This window comes from Filimonas lacunae (assembly GCF_002355595.1).
GTDB lineage: Bacteria > Bacteroidota > Bacteroidia > Chitinophagales > Chitinophagaceae > Filimonas > Filimonas lacunae.
Window position 1 is genome coordinate 6,832,725 of sequence record NZ_AP017422.1, and the last position, 16,946, is coordinate 6,849,670.

13 protein-coding genes and 3 tRNA genes are annotated in these 16,946 nt (G+C 44.2%); 5 read left to right on the forward strand and 11 right to left on the reverse strand.

Annotated features, from left to right (window positions below; translation table 11 throughout):
* Positions 1–66: 66 nt before the first annotated feature.
* On the reverse strand, positions 67–714 hold the full coding sequence (locus tag FLA_RS26915; protein ID WP_076376175.1) for a hypothetical protein: 648 nt from the start codon (positions 712–714) through the stop codon (positions 67–69).
* An 18-nt stretch (positions 715–732) separates the two neighbouring features.
* On the opposite strand from FLA_RS26915, the gene FLA_RS31285 reads away from it, so the two are divergent.
* Positions 733–912: a hypothetical protein gene (locus tag FLA_RS31285; RefSeq protein WP_076376177.1), complete on the forward strand. Its 180-nt coding sequence runs from the start codon at positions 733–735 to the stop codon at positions 910–912.
* Between the two features lie 648 nt (positions 913–1,560).
* Here the strand turns inward: FLA_RS31285 and FLA_RS26925 are convergent.
* The gene (locus FLA_RS26925; protein ID WP_144263969.1) at positions 1,561–1,860 is read right to left on the reverse strand and encodes a hypothetical protein; all 300 of its coding nucleotides are present in this window, start codon (positions 1,858–1,860) and stop codon (positions 1,561–1,563) included.
* Positions 1,861–1,908: 48 nt separating this feature from the next.
* Between FLA_RS26925 and rhuM the strand changes: the two genes are divergently transcribed.
* On the forward strand, positions 1,909–2,892 hold the full coding sequence (rhuM, locus tag FLA_RS26930) for a virulence protein RhuM/Fic/DOC family protein (protein ID WP_076376183.1): 984 nt from the start codon (positions 1,909–1,911) through the stop codon (positions 2,890–2,892).
* Between the two features lie 47 nt (positions 2,893–2,939).
* Here rhuM and FLA_RS26935 read toward each other — a convergent pair.
* The 5 genes from FLA_RS26935 to FLA_RS26955 all read right to left on the reverse strand — a co-directional run bounded on the left by FLA_RS26935 (position 2,940) and on the right by FLA_RS26955 (position 7,910).
* Positions 2,940–3,013, reverse strand: a tRNA-Asn gene (locus tag FLA_RS26935).
* Between the two features lie 88 nt (positions 3,014–3,101).
* Positions 3,102–3,175: transfer RNA gene (locus FLA_RS26940), tRNA-Asn, on the reverse strand.
* A gap of 177 nt (positions 3,176–3,352) precedes the next feature.
* Positions 3,353–5,041, reverse strand: coding sequence for a sodium/sugar symporter (locus FLA_RS26945; RefSeq protein WP_076376185.1), 1,689 nt, complete (start codon positions 5,039–5,041; stop codon positions 3,353–3,355).
* Between the two features lie 33 nt (positions 5,042–5,074).
* Positions 5,075–6,403 carry a xylose isomerase gene (gene xylA, locus FLA_RS26950; RefSeq protein WP_076376187.1) on the reverse strand — a complete coding sequence of 443 codons (1,329 nt, stop codon included), beginning with the start codon at positions 6,401–6,403 and terminating at the stop codon, positions 5,075–5,077.
* Positions 6,404–6,413: 10 nt separating this feature from the next.
* Entirely contained in the window at positions 6,414–7,910 is a 1,497-nt protein-coding gene (locus FLA_RS26955; RefSeq protein WP_231940337.1) for a xylulokinase, read from the reverse strand.
* Between the two features lie 346 nt (positions 7,911–8,256).
* Between FLA_RS26955 and FLA_RS26960 the strand changes: the two genes are divergently transcribed.
* From FLA_RS26960 to uxuA, 3 genes are read left to right on the forward strand one after another with little or no spacing between them, the layout of a single operon-like run.
* Positions 8,257–9,297, forward strand: a complete 1,041-nt coding sequence (locus FLA_RS26960; RefSeq protein ID WP_076376191.1) for a LacI family DNA-binding transcriptional regulator — start codon at positions 8,257–8,259, stop codon at positions 9,295–9,297.
* A gap of 19 nt (positions 9,298–9,316) precedes the next feature.
* The gene (locus FLA_RS26965; RefSeq protein ID WP_076376193.1) at positions 9,317–10,069 is read left to right on the forward strand and encodes an SDR family NAD(P)-dependent oxidoreductase; all 753 of its coding nucleotides are present in this window, start codon (positions 9,317–9,319) and stop codon (positions 10,067–10,069) included.
* A gap of 41 nt (positions 10,070–10,110) precedes the next feature.
* Entirely contained in the window at positions 10,111–11,277 is a 1,167-nt protein-coding gene (gene uxuA, locus FLA_RS26970; RefSeq protein ID WP_096511335.1) for a mannonate dehydratase, read from the forward strand.
* A 498-nt stretch (positions 11,278–11,775) separates the two neighbouring features.
* Here the strand turns inward: uxuA and FLA_RS31290 are convergent.
* The 4 genes from FLA_RS31290 to FLA_RS26985 all read right to left on the reverse strand — a co-directional run bounded on the left by FLA_RS31290 (position 11,776) and on the right by FLA_RS26985 (position 16,901).
* Positions 11,776–11,870: transfer RNA gene (locus tag FLA_RS31290), tRNA-OTHER, on the reverse strand.
* Positions 11,853–13,382, reverse strand: coding sequence for a TROVE domain-containing protein (locus FLA_RS26975; protein ID WP_076376197.1), 1,530 nt, complete (start codon positions 13,380–13,382; stop codon positions 11,853–11,855). The genes FLA_RS31290 and FLA_RS26975 overlap by 18 nt, the downstream gene beginning before the upstream one ends.
* 151 nt (positions 13,383–13,533) lie before the next feature.
* On the reverse strand, positions 13,534–16,440 hold the full coding sequence (locus FLA_RS26980; protein WP_096511337.1) for a DEAD/DEAH box helicase: 2,907 nt from the start codon (positions 16,438–16,440) through the stop codon (positions 13,534–13,536).
* Positions 16,441–16,532: 92 nt separating this feature from the next.
* The gene (locus tag FLA_RS26985) at positions 16,533–16,901 is read right to left on the reverse strand and encodes a YccF domain-containing protein (protein WP_076376201.1); all 369 of its coding nucleotides are present in this window, start codon (positions 16,899–16,901) and stop codon (positions 16,533–16,535) included.
* Positions 16,902–16,946 lie beyond the last annotated feature (45 nt).

Sequence of the window (16,946 nt, forward strand, 5' to 3'; positions counted from 1 at the left end):
GCAAACAAGCCGCCCCCGATACTATCGAGACGGCCTGTTTCATAAAATGCCAACAAAGCATAGCCGCTAACTACCGATAGCACCGCCTACTACTCCACCAAACACCGCTACACGCACTTCACTATTCTGCCCAACAAACTCATCATTACTATAACAACGGACCATGTACTCACGCACTTCGGCCTTCCCCGTCACCTGCAAAGGCCTTGTATCTTTATAAGGCGACTGTATGGCATTACCCAGCTTGGCCCGCTCTTCTTTACCATGCATGCGTGTGAAAATGATAACCCCTGTCTGGCCGCGCTTATTAAAACCAATTTCCACATAATCAGGGTACACGTTTACTTTCATTGCCGACTGCAGGCTTACCTTACTTTGTGCGCCTGCTGTAGTGACAATGCCCAAAGCCCTACCTATATTTTCTGTATACAGGGCGTTCCGCTTCAATACAACTGCGGCGTTGGTAATAAAATTAACCTCTTCTACACATACCTGGTTTTTAGCCAGTATAGCATCCTGATATTCCTGCTTTTTCAAAACCACAGTCATCAACCCCACCATTCCCCTTTGCGCTTTATCCTGCAGTTCTGTAACCTGAGCGGGGGCAAGCCCCAATAATGGCCCCTTAATCGCTATCTGCTCTTTAAAATTGTTCAACCAACGTAACAGTTCTGCATCTTTAGACGGGATAAAATAGTTATATGTTTTTTTCATTGTTTTAAAATTTGACTGATGATAGAGTCCCGGATGTATGTTATCCGGGGCCTGAACAGTTTCCGCATCCAATGCCACTTCTTTTTGTACAATAATCCGGGAAAGAAGCTGGCAAATGGTAACGGACGAATGGCCATTCTGTTGCTGCCCGATTGCGATGTAAAATTGGAAATAAGGGCGCAAGCTGCAAAACCTTAGGCTAAGGTTAGTGTGGCTCAAACGCAATGCTGGCGCGGATTTTTTTTTAAATATGAAAAGGGATGTTGGCTCAGGAAGCCAATTCGACACATTTTACTAACAATCAACCACATACGATTTTTCAGAAACGGCTTTAGACTAAGGCTACCCTAAGTTTTTTTCTGAAACCCATACTACATAAGGGATACAGAAATCACATTATGTATTTCAAAATACTTTTTAGGCTATTTCCGGAGCTGAAAACCCTCAAAAACTCACTTTATTTTTTCACGCAGAGACTTGTAATTTGTACCAGTGAGCTTTTAGAAATGGCCAGAAAGTTGCCAGAGCAAAATTGAAGACTTCCAACTGTCAGCAAAAGGTTGTTTCCTCCTTCGCCACAATCTCAGATTTTAGTCAGCCTATTGCCGGGGCATTTTACAAGATTTCAAATTTTGCTCAGCAGGTTTCTTATGAGCAGGCGGAGGTTTTAAAATTATATCAGGAGGTTGCCCGATGCAGCCACAAGGTTTCAAATTTTGAGCAAGAAGCTTGTAATTTTCGTCAATAAGTTGGTAAACGCCGTCATAAAGCTTAACAGTGAAGTCCATCAACTTGCAGACGTTAGGACCAATTGTTAACCCAATCAGCCAGAACTTGTACACGCCCTTAGCCAACAGGTGCAGCAGCATAAAGAACACTAGATTTTAAAATAACAGCTTGTTCACCACAGGCTCCTGCTTCTTCATCAGATGCTTCAACATTCGGGGTTAAAACCAAAACTTGTGGAGTAATTCGCCAAGAAGAAAAAAGCATGAAAATAAAAAAGGCCTGCAATTGCAGACCTTTTTTCGCTCCCGAAAACGGACAACTATTGAATAAACTAGTATATGATTTCATTGCTTTCTGCGAGTTGCCGGATTGACATCCTGTTTGTGTAAAGCTATCATTTAGCTTTATCCACTCCACAGATAGAACCATTTACAAGTGAATTAACTTTATCCATTATTAATAATCATGGAAAACGGAAGCATCCTTATATATCAATCTTCTGATGGACAGACTGCCATTGATGTGACATTGGAAAACGACACCCTTTGGTTGACCCAAAAGCAAATTGCCGAGCTTTTCGGAACCCAAAGGCCAGCTATTACCAAACATTTAAATAACCTATTTAAAACCAATGAAATAGAAGAAAATTCAGTGCGTTCCATTTTGGAACATACTGCAACAGATGGCAAAAAGTACGAAACAAAATACTATAATTTAGATGCTGTTCTATCCGTTGGATACCGTGTAAATTCAAAAAATGCGACTCGGTTTCGTATATGGACCAACAAAGTCTTGAAAGAATATCTGGTCAAAGGCTATTCTCTAAACGAAAAACGTTTACAAGAAACCGCCCAGCAATTTAATGCCTTGCAGCAGACAGTTAGGCTCTTGAGTAACGTACTTGAGCCAAACGCATTAAGCTCAGACGAAGCCAGTGGATTAATTAAGGTATTAACCGATTACACCTATGCACTGGATGTTCTGGATAAATACGATCATCGCAGCTTAACTGTAGAAGCAACCCATAAGCAATCCTCTTTTATTGCAACCTACGATGAAGCAATGAAAGCTATACACAGTTTAAAAGACAAATTCGGCGGTAGCAGTTTGTTTGGCAATGAAAAGGACGAATCATTTAAAAGTTCCATTGCTACAATCTATCAATCGTTTGCAGGAGTCGACCTTTACCCCAGTATAGAGGAAAAGGCCGCTCATCTTTTGTATTTCGTAGTAAAGAATCATTCTTTTTCTGATGGCAACAAACGCATCGCCGCCTTTCTTTTCGTATGGTTTCTTGAAAAGAACGGCTTATTATACCGTAATGATGGAACGAAACGCATTGCGGATAATGCGCTTGTTGCCCTTACACTTATGATTGCTGAAAGTAAGCCGGATGAAAAAGACATCATGGCGCAGGTGGTGGTAAATCTTATCAACGGTTATAACTGATAGAAAAAAGAAAAGGTTTCAATTACTTGAAACCTTTTCTTTTTTAGCTCCCAAAACAGGACTTGAACCTGTGACCCTCTGATTAACAGTCAGATGCTCTAACCAACTGAGCTATTTGGGAATCTATGTTTACAAACAAAAGCACTTTATTTAAACCAGCCCTTAAGCAAGGAATAAAAAAGGAAACCAGGTTATGATTTCCTTTTTTGCTCCCGAAACAGGACTTGAACCTGTGACCCTCTGATTAACAGTCAGATGCTCTAACCAACTGAGCTATTCGGGAATGCTTTGTTGTTTGTGGAGTGCAAAAATAGAAGAATTTTCAACATTCCCAAACCCTGTGCTACTTTTTTTAAAAAATATTTTCCATGCGCTACCGGCTGATACTAACCCTGTTATAAAACGAAAGGGCCGGTGTAAAACCGGCCCTTTCTATTCAAGTGTATTATTGAGTTCACTACTACCAGAAACGGGTGTATAAAGCCACCAGAATACCGCAGATGATTAATGCACCCACTGCAAAGCCTGGGTTCATCTTAAACATTTTGGTATCTACTTCCATAGCGCCCTGTGGTTTAATACCACGGCTGTTCTGGAACAGGCTGATAGCCACCATGCCAATCATACAGGCGATAAATACAAAACCCATACGATCCAGGAACGGAATTTCGTATAAGTAAGTAACACCATCACTTTGTAACATTTTGGAAGAGAAGCCTGTGGAAGACAGGAAGCTGAGGTCCATAAATTTCGGTAACACTTTCAGAATAACCGACATTACAAAACCACCTACTGTAGCAAACAAGGCCGCTGCTGAGGTTGCTCTTTTCCAGAAGAAGCCCAGGATAAACATAGCGAAGATACCTGGTGATACAAAGCCGGTATATTCCTGAATGAATTCAAAACCACCTTTTTTGTCAATGCCCAAGAATGGCGCAATTACCACACCTAAAATCATGGCAATCACCACTACTAAACGACCGGTGTTTACCAGGTTCTTTTCGTCGGCATCAGGTCTAATTCTCTTCTTATAAATATCCAGTGTAAAGATGGTAGAGATACTGTTGGCTTTACCTGCCAGTGAAGCTACCACCGCCGCTGTTAAGGCAGCGAAGGCCAAACCTTTCATACCACTTGGCAGCATGTTTAATAACACAGGATAAGCGTTATCGGGGTTTACTTCATTGCCTTGTAACATCTCTGCCTGGAACATACCTCTCTGGTGTAACACGTAAGCGGCAATACCAGGTAATACCACTATCACAGGCATCAGCAGTTTTAAGAACGCAGAGAACAGGATACCGCCTCTGGCTGTTTTTAAATCAGCGCCCAACGCTCTTTGAACAATATATTGGTTACAACCCCAGTAGTTCAGGTTCACAATCCATAAGCCACCCAGTAACACTGTTAAACCTGGTAAGCTTGGATAGTTAGGATTGTCGCGCTTTAAAATCATGTGAAAGTGGTCGTTGGCTGTTTCGCTCATCAGTTTTAAACCTGCGATAGGACCAGACTGACCAAAGTTTTTAGCTACCAGGTCTAATGCCAGGTAAGTGGTAACCAAACCACCCAGGATCAGGAAGAACACCTGTATTACGTCTGTATAACCGATTACCTTCATACCGCCCAGGGTAATGAAGATGGCAAATATGGCCAGGCCATACATACACACCGTAAGGTTAATGCCAGAGATAGTGCTTACCGCCAAAGCTCCTAAATACAGGATAGAGGTAAGGTTTACTATCACGTATAACAACAGCCAGAACACCGCCATAACGGTAGCTACCTGGTTGTTATACCGCTGACTCAGGAACTGCGGCATGGTGTAAATCTTATTTTTCAGGTACACCGGAATGAAAAAGATTGCCACAATCATTAAGGTTAATGCAGCCATCCATTCATAAGCCGAAATGGCCAACCCAATTTTAAACCCATTACCACTCATGCCTATAAACTGCTCCGCAGAAATGTTGGAAGCAATTAACGAGGCACCAATAGCCCACCAGGTGAGGGAGCCTTCTGCCAGAAAATAATCTTTTGAACTTGCTTCTGCAGTTCTTTTCTTACGGTAAATCCATAACCCGTATAGTGCTACTATTAAAAAGTAGAACAGGAATACAAGGTAATCGCTAGAGGTGAGAGACTTCATGATCCTGATTTTGTTTTAAGGTTTATTGTAAAGCTAAATGTACCAGTTGATCAGGTTTTCCAGATACTCCTGTCTTCCGCTTTTCAGTACGGGTTCTCCGTTTTCCACAGCGAAAGCACGTAAGTCTTCCAGGGTAAGCTTGCCTTCTTCAAACGCTTTTCCTTTACCGTTGTCGAAAGAAGCATACCTGTCTGTCCTGATTTTTTTGTACTCAGAGTGCTGCAAAATGTTATCTGCAACTACCAAAGCACGTGCAAATGTATCCATGCCACCAATATGAGCATAAAATAAATCGGCATTATCTGTAGAATTTCTACGGATTTTGGCGTCGAAATTAATGCCGCCGCCTTTAAATCCGCCACCTTCCAGGATAATTAACATAGACTCTACCAGCTCATTAATGTTATTAGGAAACTGATCAGTGTCCCATCCATTCTGATAATCGCCCCTGTTGGCATCCATAGAACCCAGTAATCCGGCATCAACCGCCACCTGTAATTCGTGCTGGAAAGTATGCCCTGCCAGTGTTGCGTGGTTTACCTCCAGGTTCAGTTTAAAATCGTTCAGTAAATCGTACTGACGCAGGAAGCTGATCACTGTAGCAGCATCATAGTCATATTGATGCTTACTTGGCTCACAAGGCTTAGGCTCTATAAAGAAAGTACCTTTGAAACCTTGCTTGCGTGCATAGTCTTTAGCAGCATGTAAAAAACGCGCCAGGTGCTCCTGCTCACGCTTCATATCTGTATTCAACAAGGTCATGTAACCTTCACGACCGCCCCAGAACACATAGTTTTCACCACCCAGTGCAATGGTAGCATCTAAAGCAGCTTTCACCTGTGCGCCTCCATGTGACAGCACATGAAAATCGGGGTTAGTGGCAGCGCCGTTCATATAGCGTCTGTTGCTGAATAAGTTGGCAGTGCCCCATAACAACTTCACACCACTGGAAGCCTGCTTTTGTTTGGCATAATCCACTAAAGCCTGCAATCTTCTTTCATTCTCCACTACGTCGCTGGTATAGTCTACCACATCCACATCGTGAAAGCAATAGTAAGGCAGGTTCATTTTGGTTAAGAATTCGAAAGCCGCATCCATTTTATCTTTTGCTCTTTCTACTGCATCCTGCTTTTTATCCCATTCGAACAAATGAGTGGCTTCGCCAAAAGGATCAGCGCCGTTGCCACAGAACGAGTGCCAGTAAGCGCCTGCAAAACGCAGATGCTCTTTCATGGTTTTGCCTGCTACCACACGGTTTTCGTCGTACCAACGAAAAGCTAATGGGTTTTTGCTTTCAGGACCTTCATATTTGATCTGATCTATTCCTTTGAAAAATTCTTTTTCGCCTATAATTACTGACATGCTGTGCTATTTAAAATGAGTTGTTGGATAATTGTTGTAACAAATAGTGTTTCCACTGTTGATACCACCCGTCGTATTCGGTGGCTTTGGTAGGTGTAACCAGTTGCAAAGGTTTCAGTTGCGCAAAGGCCTCCTGCTCAGAAGCAAAGATGCCTGCGCCAATGCCCGCGCCTAATGCAGCGCCAATGCTGCCATCGCAATTGTACAGCTCTACCGGGGTGTTGGTGGCATTTACAAACGCCTGGGTAAATACATCACTTAAAAACATATTGGCTTTACCTGCCCGGATAATAGATGGACGCATGCCGTTTTCACGCATAATATCCAGTCCATAGCGAAAGGCAAAAGCAATGCCCTCTTGTCCGGCCCGGTACAAGTGCGCTTCGGTATGTTTGTTCAGATCTATACCCTGGATATGCGCACCGGTAAGCTTGTTGTTAAGCATGCGCTCGGCGCCATTACCAAACGGCAGCACAAACAAACCATCACTACCGGCGGGAATAGCGGCTGCCGCATCATTCAACGCCGCATAACTTTTACTGCTGCCTGTAATGTTCTTAGTCCATTTGTTTAAAATGCCGGTACCGTTGATACATAATAACACACCCACCCTTTTGGCATCAGGTGCATAGTTCACGTGTGCAAAACTGTTTACCCGCGATTGCGGATCGTAGGTAAGTGCATCACTTACACCATAAATAACACCGGAAGTGCCTGCTGTAGCTGCCACCTCGCCGGGTTGCAGCACATTTAAGGAGAGTGCATTATTAGGTTGGTCGCCTGCTTTATAAGCTACCGGAATGCCCGGCTTTAACCCTAAGGCCGAAGCAACCGCGTTGGTTACCGTGCCGTGCGTTGAAAATACCGGCCGTATTTCAGGTATTACCGATGTGTCAAAGCCATAGTAGTTAAGCACATCTGCCGAAAGCGTATCAGTAGAAAAGTCCCAGAACACCCCTTCGGACAGTGCAGAAATACTGGTGGTGACAGTACCGGTAAGCTGCATGGCGATATAATCGCCGGGCAACATTATTTTATCTACCTGTTCGTAGATAGCCGGTTCGTTGGCTTTTACCCAGGCCAGTTTAGAAGCAGTAAAATTGCCGGGCGAGTTTAATAAGCGTTTCAAACACACTTCTTCCCCAATGGCTTCAAAGGCTTTATTGCCTATTTCCACCGCGCGGCTGTCGCACCAGATAATACTGTTGCGCAATGCCTGTTGCTGCTTGTTTACTGCTACCAGACCATGCATCTGATAAGCAATGCCAATAGCAGCAATGTCATGCGGATGGTAAGCGCCGGAAGCATTGGCTTTGGAAATGGCTTGTTGTGCATATTGCCACCAGCTATCGGGCGATTGCTCGGCCCAGCCTGTAAAAGGTGATATAATCTCAGCTTCGGTTTCGGGGAATTGCGCAGACGCAAGGCATTGCTGCGTTGTGGCATCTACAATCGAAACTTTAATAGATGAAGTACCTACATCTATACCTAATAATAACATTGGCATGCACTTGATTTTGACCCGGCAGGTCTTAAAAACTATTCAATATATTAAAAACAATTCTAAAACAGCCGGATTTTACATTTTTTAAAATTGAATAAGTGTTGTATACACACCTGTTGATACGGTTACCTGCAAAAGGGGGGCGGGGGATTTGCCAGAAAGCTTTCCATGCTCATAACTGGTTTAAAATGTGAAAAAATGGCATAAGCAATTACCTTGTTCAAAATCAGGATAAGCAAGATCGCCCCTTTTTTTGATTAACGCAACCGATTGCACTAGTTTTTTCATAATAATTGTAAATTAGCCTGCATTTTAGGTATGTTACCGATTGTGTAAGAAGAAGGAAAGTATGCAGCCATCTAAAGAAATTACGATTTACGATCTTGCCAAAGCCCTCGACATTTCGCCGGCCACGGTTAGCCGGGGCTTGAAAGACCACCCCGCTATCAGCCATGCCACTAAAAAACGCATACAGGATGCCGCACGCGAAATGGGCTATCGCTCTAACAATTTCGCCAGCAACCTGCGCAGGCAAAAAACCAATACGATAGGCGTGATGGTACACGAGCTGAACAGCTCGTTTATAACTTCGGTGCTTTCGGGCATTGAAAAAATAACCACCGCCGCCGAGTATGACATTATTATAGCACACTCCTCGGAAGATTATAAAAAAGAGGTGGCCAACGCCTCTAACCTTTTTCATAAACGGGTAGATGGGTTAATCACTTCCCTCGCCTACAACACAGAAAAACTAGATCACTTTCAGCCTTTTATTCAAAAAGGCATTCCTTTAATCTTCTTCGACCGTGTAGAACCACAGTACCCCGGTACCAAAATAGTGATAGACAACTTTAAGGCAGCGCATGAAATAACCAGCCACCTTATTCAGCAGGGCTGCAAACGAATTGTACATATTGCCGGTAGCCTGAAACGGAACGTATACTCCGACCGTTTGAAGGGATATTTTAAAGCGCTTACCGATCATAAGATCAAGCCAGACGAAACACTGGTGATTGAAAATGACTTAAGCGAAGCCGCCAGCGTAGAAGCGGCGCAAAAGATATTAGCGATGAATCCCCTGCCCGACGCTGTTTTTGTAAGCAACGATTTTGCGGCAGTGGTGTGCATGCAAACGCTCAAAGAAAAAGGGATTCGCATTCCACAGGATATGGCTTTTGCCGGATTTAACAACGATGCTATTGGCAGGTATGCCGAGCCAAGGTTAACTACCATCAACTACCCCGGTGTTAAAATGGGCGAGATAGTAGCATCGCATATGATCAGCCATTTAAATGGCCAAACGAACATTATGCAAACCAGTACCGTGATTATTAAATCGGAACTGATAGCGCGCGAATCGTCACTTAAAAAAGGGGCTTCTAAAAAATAAAAGATCATACATATTCAACATGGAAAGAACAACCCATAAAGAACTGGCTATTGTAACCGGCGGCGCATCAGGTATTGGACTGGCCATTGCCCAGCGTTTTGTAGAAGCAGGTATTTTTACCATTGTAGTGGGACGTGACCAGCAGAAACTGCAAAACGCAAAAACTACCTTAGGTGATTTATGTGCCACTATCTCGGCCGACCTTTCTGAACTGAGCAGCATTCCTGCTTTAATTGAACAAATAGAAAAAGACTTTGGCGCTATCGACATACTGGTAAACAACGCCGGTATTAATATGAAGAAGGAATTCCAGGATGTAACGGATGAAGATTTTCAAAAGATCATTCTCACCAACCTGCAATCGGTGTTCTCCGTTTCGCGCGAAGTGGTAAAACATATGTTACCCCGCGGTAAAGGCAGCATCATCAACATCAGCAGCATGGCAGCACGTTACGGCATCCCTAAAGTGATAGCCTATACCGCATCCAAATCGGCCATTGAAGGCATGACCCAGGCTATGGCGGTGGAACTGTCACCCAAAGGCATTCGCGTAAACTGCATTGCACCGGGCTTTATTGGTACAGATATGTCGGCCAAGGCGCTCGACTCTGACCCCGAAAGAAAACACAAGGCAATGTCGCGCACCCCTATGGGCAAGCTGGGTATTCCTATGGACGTAGGCAATGCCGCGTTGTTTTTGGCAGGCAGTGAAGCTGCTTATATTACCGGTGTTTCACTGGCAGTAGATGGTGGCAACTCCATCGGATTTTAATGCTTATTTTAGTGACCCCTAAATACATCTGAATTATGTTAATGGAACAGACAATGCGCTGGTACGGGCCTAACGATCCCGTAAGCCTGTGGGATATCCGACAGTCAGGCTGCACCGGCGTAGTAACGGCATTGCACCATATTGCCCCCGGCCAGATATGGACGGTAGAAGAAATTAAAAAGCGCGTTGAGGAAGTAGCATCCGCAGGCCTTACCTGGACAGTTATTGAGAGTTTGCCCGTACATGAAGACATTAAGAAACAAACTGGCAATTACCTTCAATATATTGAAAACTACAAAGTAAGTCTGCGCAACATAGCACAGTGTGGCTTAAAAGTAGTTACCTACAACTTTATGCCTATCCTGGACTGGATGCGCACCGACATTTACTACACCATGCCCGATGGCAGCAAGGCTTTGTACTTTGAGAAGCATGCTTTCATTGCCTTTGACGTGTTTTTGCTGCAACGCCCCGGTGCAGAAAAAGATTACACCGCCGAAGAGATCAGCAAAGCCAAAGCAAGGCTGGCCACAATGACAGAGGATGAAAAACAAATACTGTTTAACAACGCCCTGTTAGGTTTGCCTGGTAGCGAAGAACGTTTTACGGTAGAACAAATTCTGGCAGCCTTACATACCTATAGCGGCATTGATGCAGCCAAATTAAAACAACACTTGTTTTTCTTCCTGCAACAGGTAGTACCTGTGGCAGAAGAAGTGGGTTTGAAAATGGCCATTCACCCGGATGATCCTCCCTACCCGATTTTAGGACTGCCACGTATTGTAAGCACCGAACAGGATGCGAAAGAATTACTGGCAGCAGCTCCATCACCTGCTAATGGTCTTTGCTTTTGCACAGGCTCCTATGGTGTAAGAACTGACAACGACCTCGCTGGCATGGTACAACGCCTTGGCGACCATATCCACTTCCTGCACCTGCGCAACACCAAACGTGATGCAGATGGCAACTTCTACGAAGCGGATCACCTGGACGGCGATACAGACATGTATGCTGTTATACGTGAAATCGTGTTGGTATCCAGAAAAAGAAAGGTGTCTATCCCAATGCGCCCCGACCATGGCCATCAGATGCTGGACGACCTGAAAAAGAAAACCTACCCGGGTTATTCTGCTATCGGCCGTTTAAGAGGATTGGCTGAACTGCGCGGCCTGGAACTGGGCATTCACCGTTCTATACCAGAAGCATAGGCAAAACATTATTTGAATAAAAAAGCGCCATAAGAGTACTTCTCTTGTGGCGCTTTTGCATAAAAAGCAGGGTGATAAATAAAAAGGCTTCTATCCGGAGTGTTACATTACACCACTGGCTTACACCAGGCAGAACTTGCATCTGCAAAGCCGGCCCCTTGCGAAGTAATCCTTGTCTACGACACCTGTATTTTACGCAAAGTGTTTTTCATTAGGTGTAGCAACAGGTTTAGGGTGATAAAACAGGCTATAAGCCCAATAACATTGAGGGCGCGTAATATTTATTATACTACCGGAGAATATTATCAATCCGGGCGGGTGTTTCACCTCGCATTTCCACCCCGTTATTTAAGGTTCCCTTTACTACAGAACCTGTTCTTTTTAATGTCTATGTGATCTATCGTTTTTTATTCAAAAGTAACAGGGCAAAAAAAGTAAAGACTGTTAACGGCGCGGAACTTTCGCCACCGACCTACCAGCTATAGTTAACACTTTAACTGGTAGATCGGACAGGATTCGACACCTGCATAAACCGCCTTTTCGAAGTAAGCCTTTGTAACGGCACCCGTTATTATTTACAGCTCTATCGATCTTATTTCACTAAGCGTATCTGCTCCATTTTCTATCGCGTCCAGCACTGAAAACACTTTGTCTGACCATCCGGCTATCACATACACATCGTTTTCTTTTGGCGATATAGGTGCCTGACCGCGGCCTGCCAGGTCAAATACATACAGTTTTGCATCAGGCGCTATTTGTTTATACTGCTTCCATTGATGCGACAGTGTATTTACAGTAGACGCATTGCCGGTATTGCTATCCCACAGCTGCATATCTGTAAATAGCATCACTTTATCAGCCACTTGTTTACGGTCGATCAGATCTTTCAGCACCAGGTAGCCGTTGGTAGAATAACCTACTTCGCCATTTCTTCTACGTAGTGTTTCCACATTCGCCAGTACGTTATTAGTAGGCAGTGGAATAATCTTCCACGTATCGCCAAACATACCTGTTTGTACCTGGCGGCATTTCAGTTGCAGCAGCATACCCAGCATCAGGCCAATATCGTACAGCTGCACTACACTTTTAGGAGATACCGCCTGCATCATAGAACCGGAGGTATCACAGGCTATTACCACGCGGGTATCATTGCCCAGGCCTTCCATATTCTGAATACTGATTTGCACAGCAGCTTCCAGCGCATTCATCACTGCACCTGTGTAAAAGCTTTGCAGCTGTTTTACTTCGGTATACGCGCTCAGGAAACGGAATGGCAGTTGCTTAGACTGTTTTACCGCGTTTTCGTTGCTCAGGTAATCTGTCACTTTCTGCATATGCTCACCGCTTACTTCTGCCTGCATAATATTACGCAGGTTACGCAGCAGCGCCATATAGCCTAGTTTTCTGCTATCAATCAGTTCTTCCCATTTGGCTTTTATAGCCGCTTTTTTAACAGCTTCGCTTTCATAGGATTGCTGGCCCAGGGCAGACAGTTCTGTTTCCCAGGTATATGGTGTAGCCAGTGTATCGGCCACTATTTTATTAAACAGCGCTTGTTGTGCATCATCCTTTGGTTTAGGATGTACCAGGAACAGCGCATCTTTCAGTTTTACAGTAGTGCTTCTGTTATACTTGGCAAACTGGTATTCATCAAAACGGTTAAAAGCAACGGCCAGCCCTTTTTGCACCTGCTTGGAAAGCCTGTTCAGCTTTTTAGTGGCTGTTCTTTTATTAAAAGCCTGGTAACAGGCCAGTAGCTCCATAATTTCATCAGGACGTTGCACAATGCCTGCAATGGTTTTGCTTACCAGCCTATCGCCCTGGTGCAGCTTTGCCAGTTCGGTAGCCATTACTACTGGTGCTGTTCGCAGGTACATTTTGTTACGGGCGTACACCGCCAGCTTAGCCACAAACTGTGGTTCAACTTTTTGCATCAGGTCTTGCATCCGCTTCAGACGCGCATCTGCTTTTTCGTAACAGGCATCTGTTAGTAGCGTAGTAGCTACCGCGGTGTACAGTTCCATTTCAGGAGTAAAAAGGAATGCTTTTGCACCCTGATGGTTGATGGTAGTGTTAGCCGCTTTAGTGTTATGGTTGAATTTCATAATTGTGTTTTTGTTGTTGACAGAACAAAAATGCATATGACACTACGCAGCACACCTGCGCAATGAAAAAAAATTTTCTGCGCAGGTACATTACATACTTACCGGGGGAAAAACCGGGCCTGTTATTTACAATCAGGGGTTCGGTTGCCTGTTAACTAAACAGGAACGCGATATCATCGCGGGATAGTTTTTTTACAAAACCAGACTCTTCACCTACCAACTCATCGGCCAAAGCCTGCTTTTTCTGTTGCAGTAATAATATCTTTTCTTCTACCGTGTCCTTACAAATCATTTTGTAAGCAAATATCTTTTGGGTTTGCCCTATACGGTGGGCGCGGTCAATAGCCTGCTGCTCTGCAGCGGGGTTCCACCAGGGATCTACCAGGTATACATAATCGGCAGCTGTGAGGTTTAAGCCCACACCGCCCGCTTTGAGAGAGATAAGGAATACTTTAACGGTGCTACCTTCTTCCTGGAAACGCTGCACTTCCTGCTTACGTTTTTCCAGTGAGGTGCTACCATCGAGGTAACAATAAGAAATGCCTGCTTTTTCCAGTTCGTCTTTAATCAGGTGTAGCATTTCGGTAAACTGCGAAAACACCAGCAGCTTGTGCAAGCCGGTATTTTCTTCTATCTCACGCAGTAATTCATCTGCTTTCACAGACGCATGCACTTCTTGCTTGTGTTCTTTTACCAGTTGCGGGTGATCGCATATCTGGCGCAGCTTTAACAGGCCTTCCATTACATAGATGCCTGCTTTTCCCATGCCCTCTTCGTCAATTCTTTTCAACAGGGCATCGCGGTAATAATCTTTGTATTCATCATACATAGCCCGCTGCTCGGTATTCATGGTACACCATAATACCATTTCTGTTTTATCGGGCAGGTCGGTAGCCACCTGCTCCTTGGTACGGCGCAGAATGAACGGGTATATCAGTTGACGCAGCTTGGTGGCTTTTTCTTTGTCGCCCCCTTTATCGATAGGCTGTGCAAATTCGCGGCGGAAAAACTCTTTACCACCCAGCAGGCCGGGATTTACAAAGTGAAACTGCGAGTACAGATCGAACGTATTATTTTGCACCGGTGTACCGCTTAATATCAGTTTGTTGGTAGACTGTAACTGGTATACGGCTTTACTTACCTGTGCATCGGCATTTTTAATGGTCTGACTTTCGTCCAATATGATGTAGTTCCATTTAAAGGATTGCAAATGAGTCAGATCATTACGAACTACTCCATAGCTGGTTAATACCACATCTACCTTTTCAAACTGCTCTTCTGTAAAGTCGCGCTGCTGGCCGTAATGCAACAGGTATTGCATAGAAGGACAGAATTTTTGAATTTCCGCTTCCCAGTTAAAAATAAGGGAGGTAGGACATACTACCAGCTGCGTGCTGCCGGGATATTTCTCTTTCAGGTATTGGATGAATGTGATGGTTTGCAAGGTTTTACCCAGGCCCATATCATCTGCCAGACATCCACCCCAGCCCAGTTGATCCAGGCTTTGCATCCACTGAAATCCAGCCAGCTGGTAAGGACGTAAACTTGCCTGTAAAGCAGTGGAAGGGGCTTGCGTTTCCAGCTCGTTGCATTGCAGTAAGCGTCTTTTCTTTTCTTCTATTTCTTTTTGCAGCTTCTTATCGGCCAGCTGCTCCTGTAACTCGTCCAGCACAGAATAGTGCAGCTTGTTCAGTTGTAGTTTTCCATCAGCTTCGTTACCCACTTTAAACAGCATACCGTATTTATCAAACCACTCATGCGGTATTACACCCAGTGTACCATCTTTTAGTAAAATGGTATCCTGCCTGTTTAAGATGGCTTTGCGAATATCCTTCATGCCCACCTCCTGGTCGCCCCAGTAGGCCTTGATTTTCAGATCAAACCAGTCGATAGTGCTTTTGGCAATGATCTCGAACCGGGGAGTATTGGTATTGTATTTAAAGCGTTTTAAGTCCTGCAGGCCATATACAGTGTATCCGGCATCCTGCAATTGCTGGTTCATTTTAATAAACCAGTTGCCCTTCATCACCTCATCAAAAGGCACATAGTAGTAACGATTGTTACGCTGGTTTTTAAATTTGGCGTGCAGGTTGCGCAAATGCTCGTAGGTGTTTTTTTCCAGCGTTTTGTTGCGCCTGATCACATACAGCACCTCATTCTTTTCATGAAAAAAATCTGTCTCTTCATCGTAGTCGATCAACACGTCATCATACATAAACTGGGGCTGCAACATCAGGTACTGGCCGTTAAACTCGCTTAATGCAATGCGGGTTTGCGGTTCGGTATGCACTACTTCAAACTGCAGCCCTTCTTTACATTCCAGCGGGTATTGCTGTTGCAGCGGTATGAGGAAGGAGTTGGTAACCTCCTGCCTGTCGCGCACCGGAAAGCGCAGTTCGCCTTTTTTAAACATGTCCAGCACGCTTACATCGCCGGCACTGGATGGCAGGTGCAGAATATCGTCTATTAAAAAGAAAAGAGATTTAAACAGGAACACGCGGTTAGGCGCTTTGTCACGTACTGTTTGTACGTTCATTTGTATGGTAATGGAAGCGGCATCTTTAGCAGCAGTAAAATGAATTTCTACAAAATGCTCACTTACCTGTAAAGGCTTGATGTTGACATCGCTGAAATTGCCTTCTTTCAGCACGTATAAATTACCGTTTTCCAGCAAATAGGGCCATACCTGGTGCAGCAGGTCCAGGTAATGGTTACGCAAACGCAAAATATCCTTGTCGTTGAGCATTAACCAGGGCTGTGCATGATTTTTCAGGTAGGTGCTGCCGCTGTTTACCATAAATTCGAACAAACGGCCGTCGGAAAAATGGAATAACAGGTAAAACAGTTCTTCCGGTAAGGGGTTCAGATAAGCCCAATGCTCGTTATTATCCATAAACAACCGGCTAAAGCTTTTACGCCCCTTTTGCTGCCTTATTACCACCGGCTCCAGTTGAAAACCAATATGTTTAGGAGTTGTCATGTTAAACAGAAAACCAATTTCATAGTTCTCGTTTTCAACAACTGCCAGCGAAGAGCGATCAATAAGGGGAGTATTCATGCTTACACCAAGTAAAAAAATATACAATCTGTACCTTCAGGCGCAAGTTAGGGGCTGTTACCAAAACAAAAAAGTGCAGTACCTGCAAAAAACTACACTACCCGCTTGCCAAAGGGCATCATGGAAATTTCCAGCAGTTTAAAATGCTGGCGGGCAAACGGAATACCTATGATGGTGATAAACAGCAGCAAACCAAAAAACAGGTGCATCAGCGCCGTGTACCAGCCGCCGCATAAAATCCAGATAATATTAAATAAGGAGGATAAACAGCCGTTAGAATCAGAATTACTGGTCACCTGCCGGCCAAATGGCCATAGCACCAAACCTGCCAGCTTAAAGCACTGGATGCCAAAGGGAATACCGATAATGGTACAGCACAGCACCAATCCACCCACTAAATAGCCTATCGCAGCTAAAAAGCCACCGAAAATTAGCCAGATAAGGTTACCAATCACATTCATGATCCCTTTACGTTTGAGTAAAAGGAAAAGTTACAAAAAAATGCT

Excerpts from the sequence above, each read along its gene's own strand:
- FLA_RS26915 (WP_076376175.1), bottom strand. The coding sequence starts at position 714 with ATGAAAAAAACATATAACTATTTTATCCCGTCTAAAGATGCAGAACTG.
- FLA_RS31285 (WP_076376177.1), top strand. The coding sequence starts at position 733 with ATGATAGAGTCCCGGATGTATGTTATCCGGGGCCTGAACAGTTTCCGC.
- rhuM (WP_076376183.1), top strand. The coding sequence starts at position 1,909 with ATGGAAAACGGAAGCATCCTTATATATCAATCTTCTGATGGACAGACT.
- FLA_RS26945 (WP_076376185.1), bottom strand. The coding sequence starts at position 5,041 with ATGAAGTCTCTCACCTCTAGCGATTACCTTGTATTCCTGTTCTACTTT.
- xylA (WP_076376187.1), bottom strand. The coding sequence starts at position 6,403 with ATGTCAGTAATTATAGGCGAAAAAGAATTTTTCAAAGGAATAGATCAG.
- FLA_RS26955 (WP_231940337.1), bottom strand. The coding sequence starts at position 7,910 with ATGCCAATGTTATTATTAGGTATAGATGTAGGTACTTCATCTATTAAA.
- FLA_RS26960 (WP_076376191.1), top strand. The coding sequence starts at position 8,257 with ATGCAGCCATCTAAAGAAATTACGATTTACGATCTTGCCAAAGCCCTC.
- FLA_RS26965 (WP_076376193.1), top strand. The coding sequence starts at position 9,317 with ATGGAAAGAACAACCCATAAAGAACTGGCTATTGTAACCGGCGGCGCA.
- uxuA (WP_096511335.1), top strand. The coding sequence starts at position 10,111 with ATGGAACAGACAATGCGCTGGTACGGGCCTAACGATCCCGTAAGCCTG.
- FLA_RS26975 (WP_076376197.1), bottom strand. The coding sequence starts at position 13,382 with ATGAAATTCAACCATAACACTAAAGCGGCTAACACTACCATCAACCAT.
- FLA_RS26980 (WP_096511337.1), bottom strand. The coding sequence starts at position 16,440 with ATGAATACTCCCCTTATTGATCGCTCTTCGCTGGCAGTTGTTGAAAAC.
- FLA_RS26985 (WP_076376201.1), bottom strand. The coding sequence starts at position 16,901 with ATGAATGTGATTGGTAACCTTATCTGGCTAATTTTCGGTGGCTTTTTA.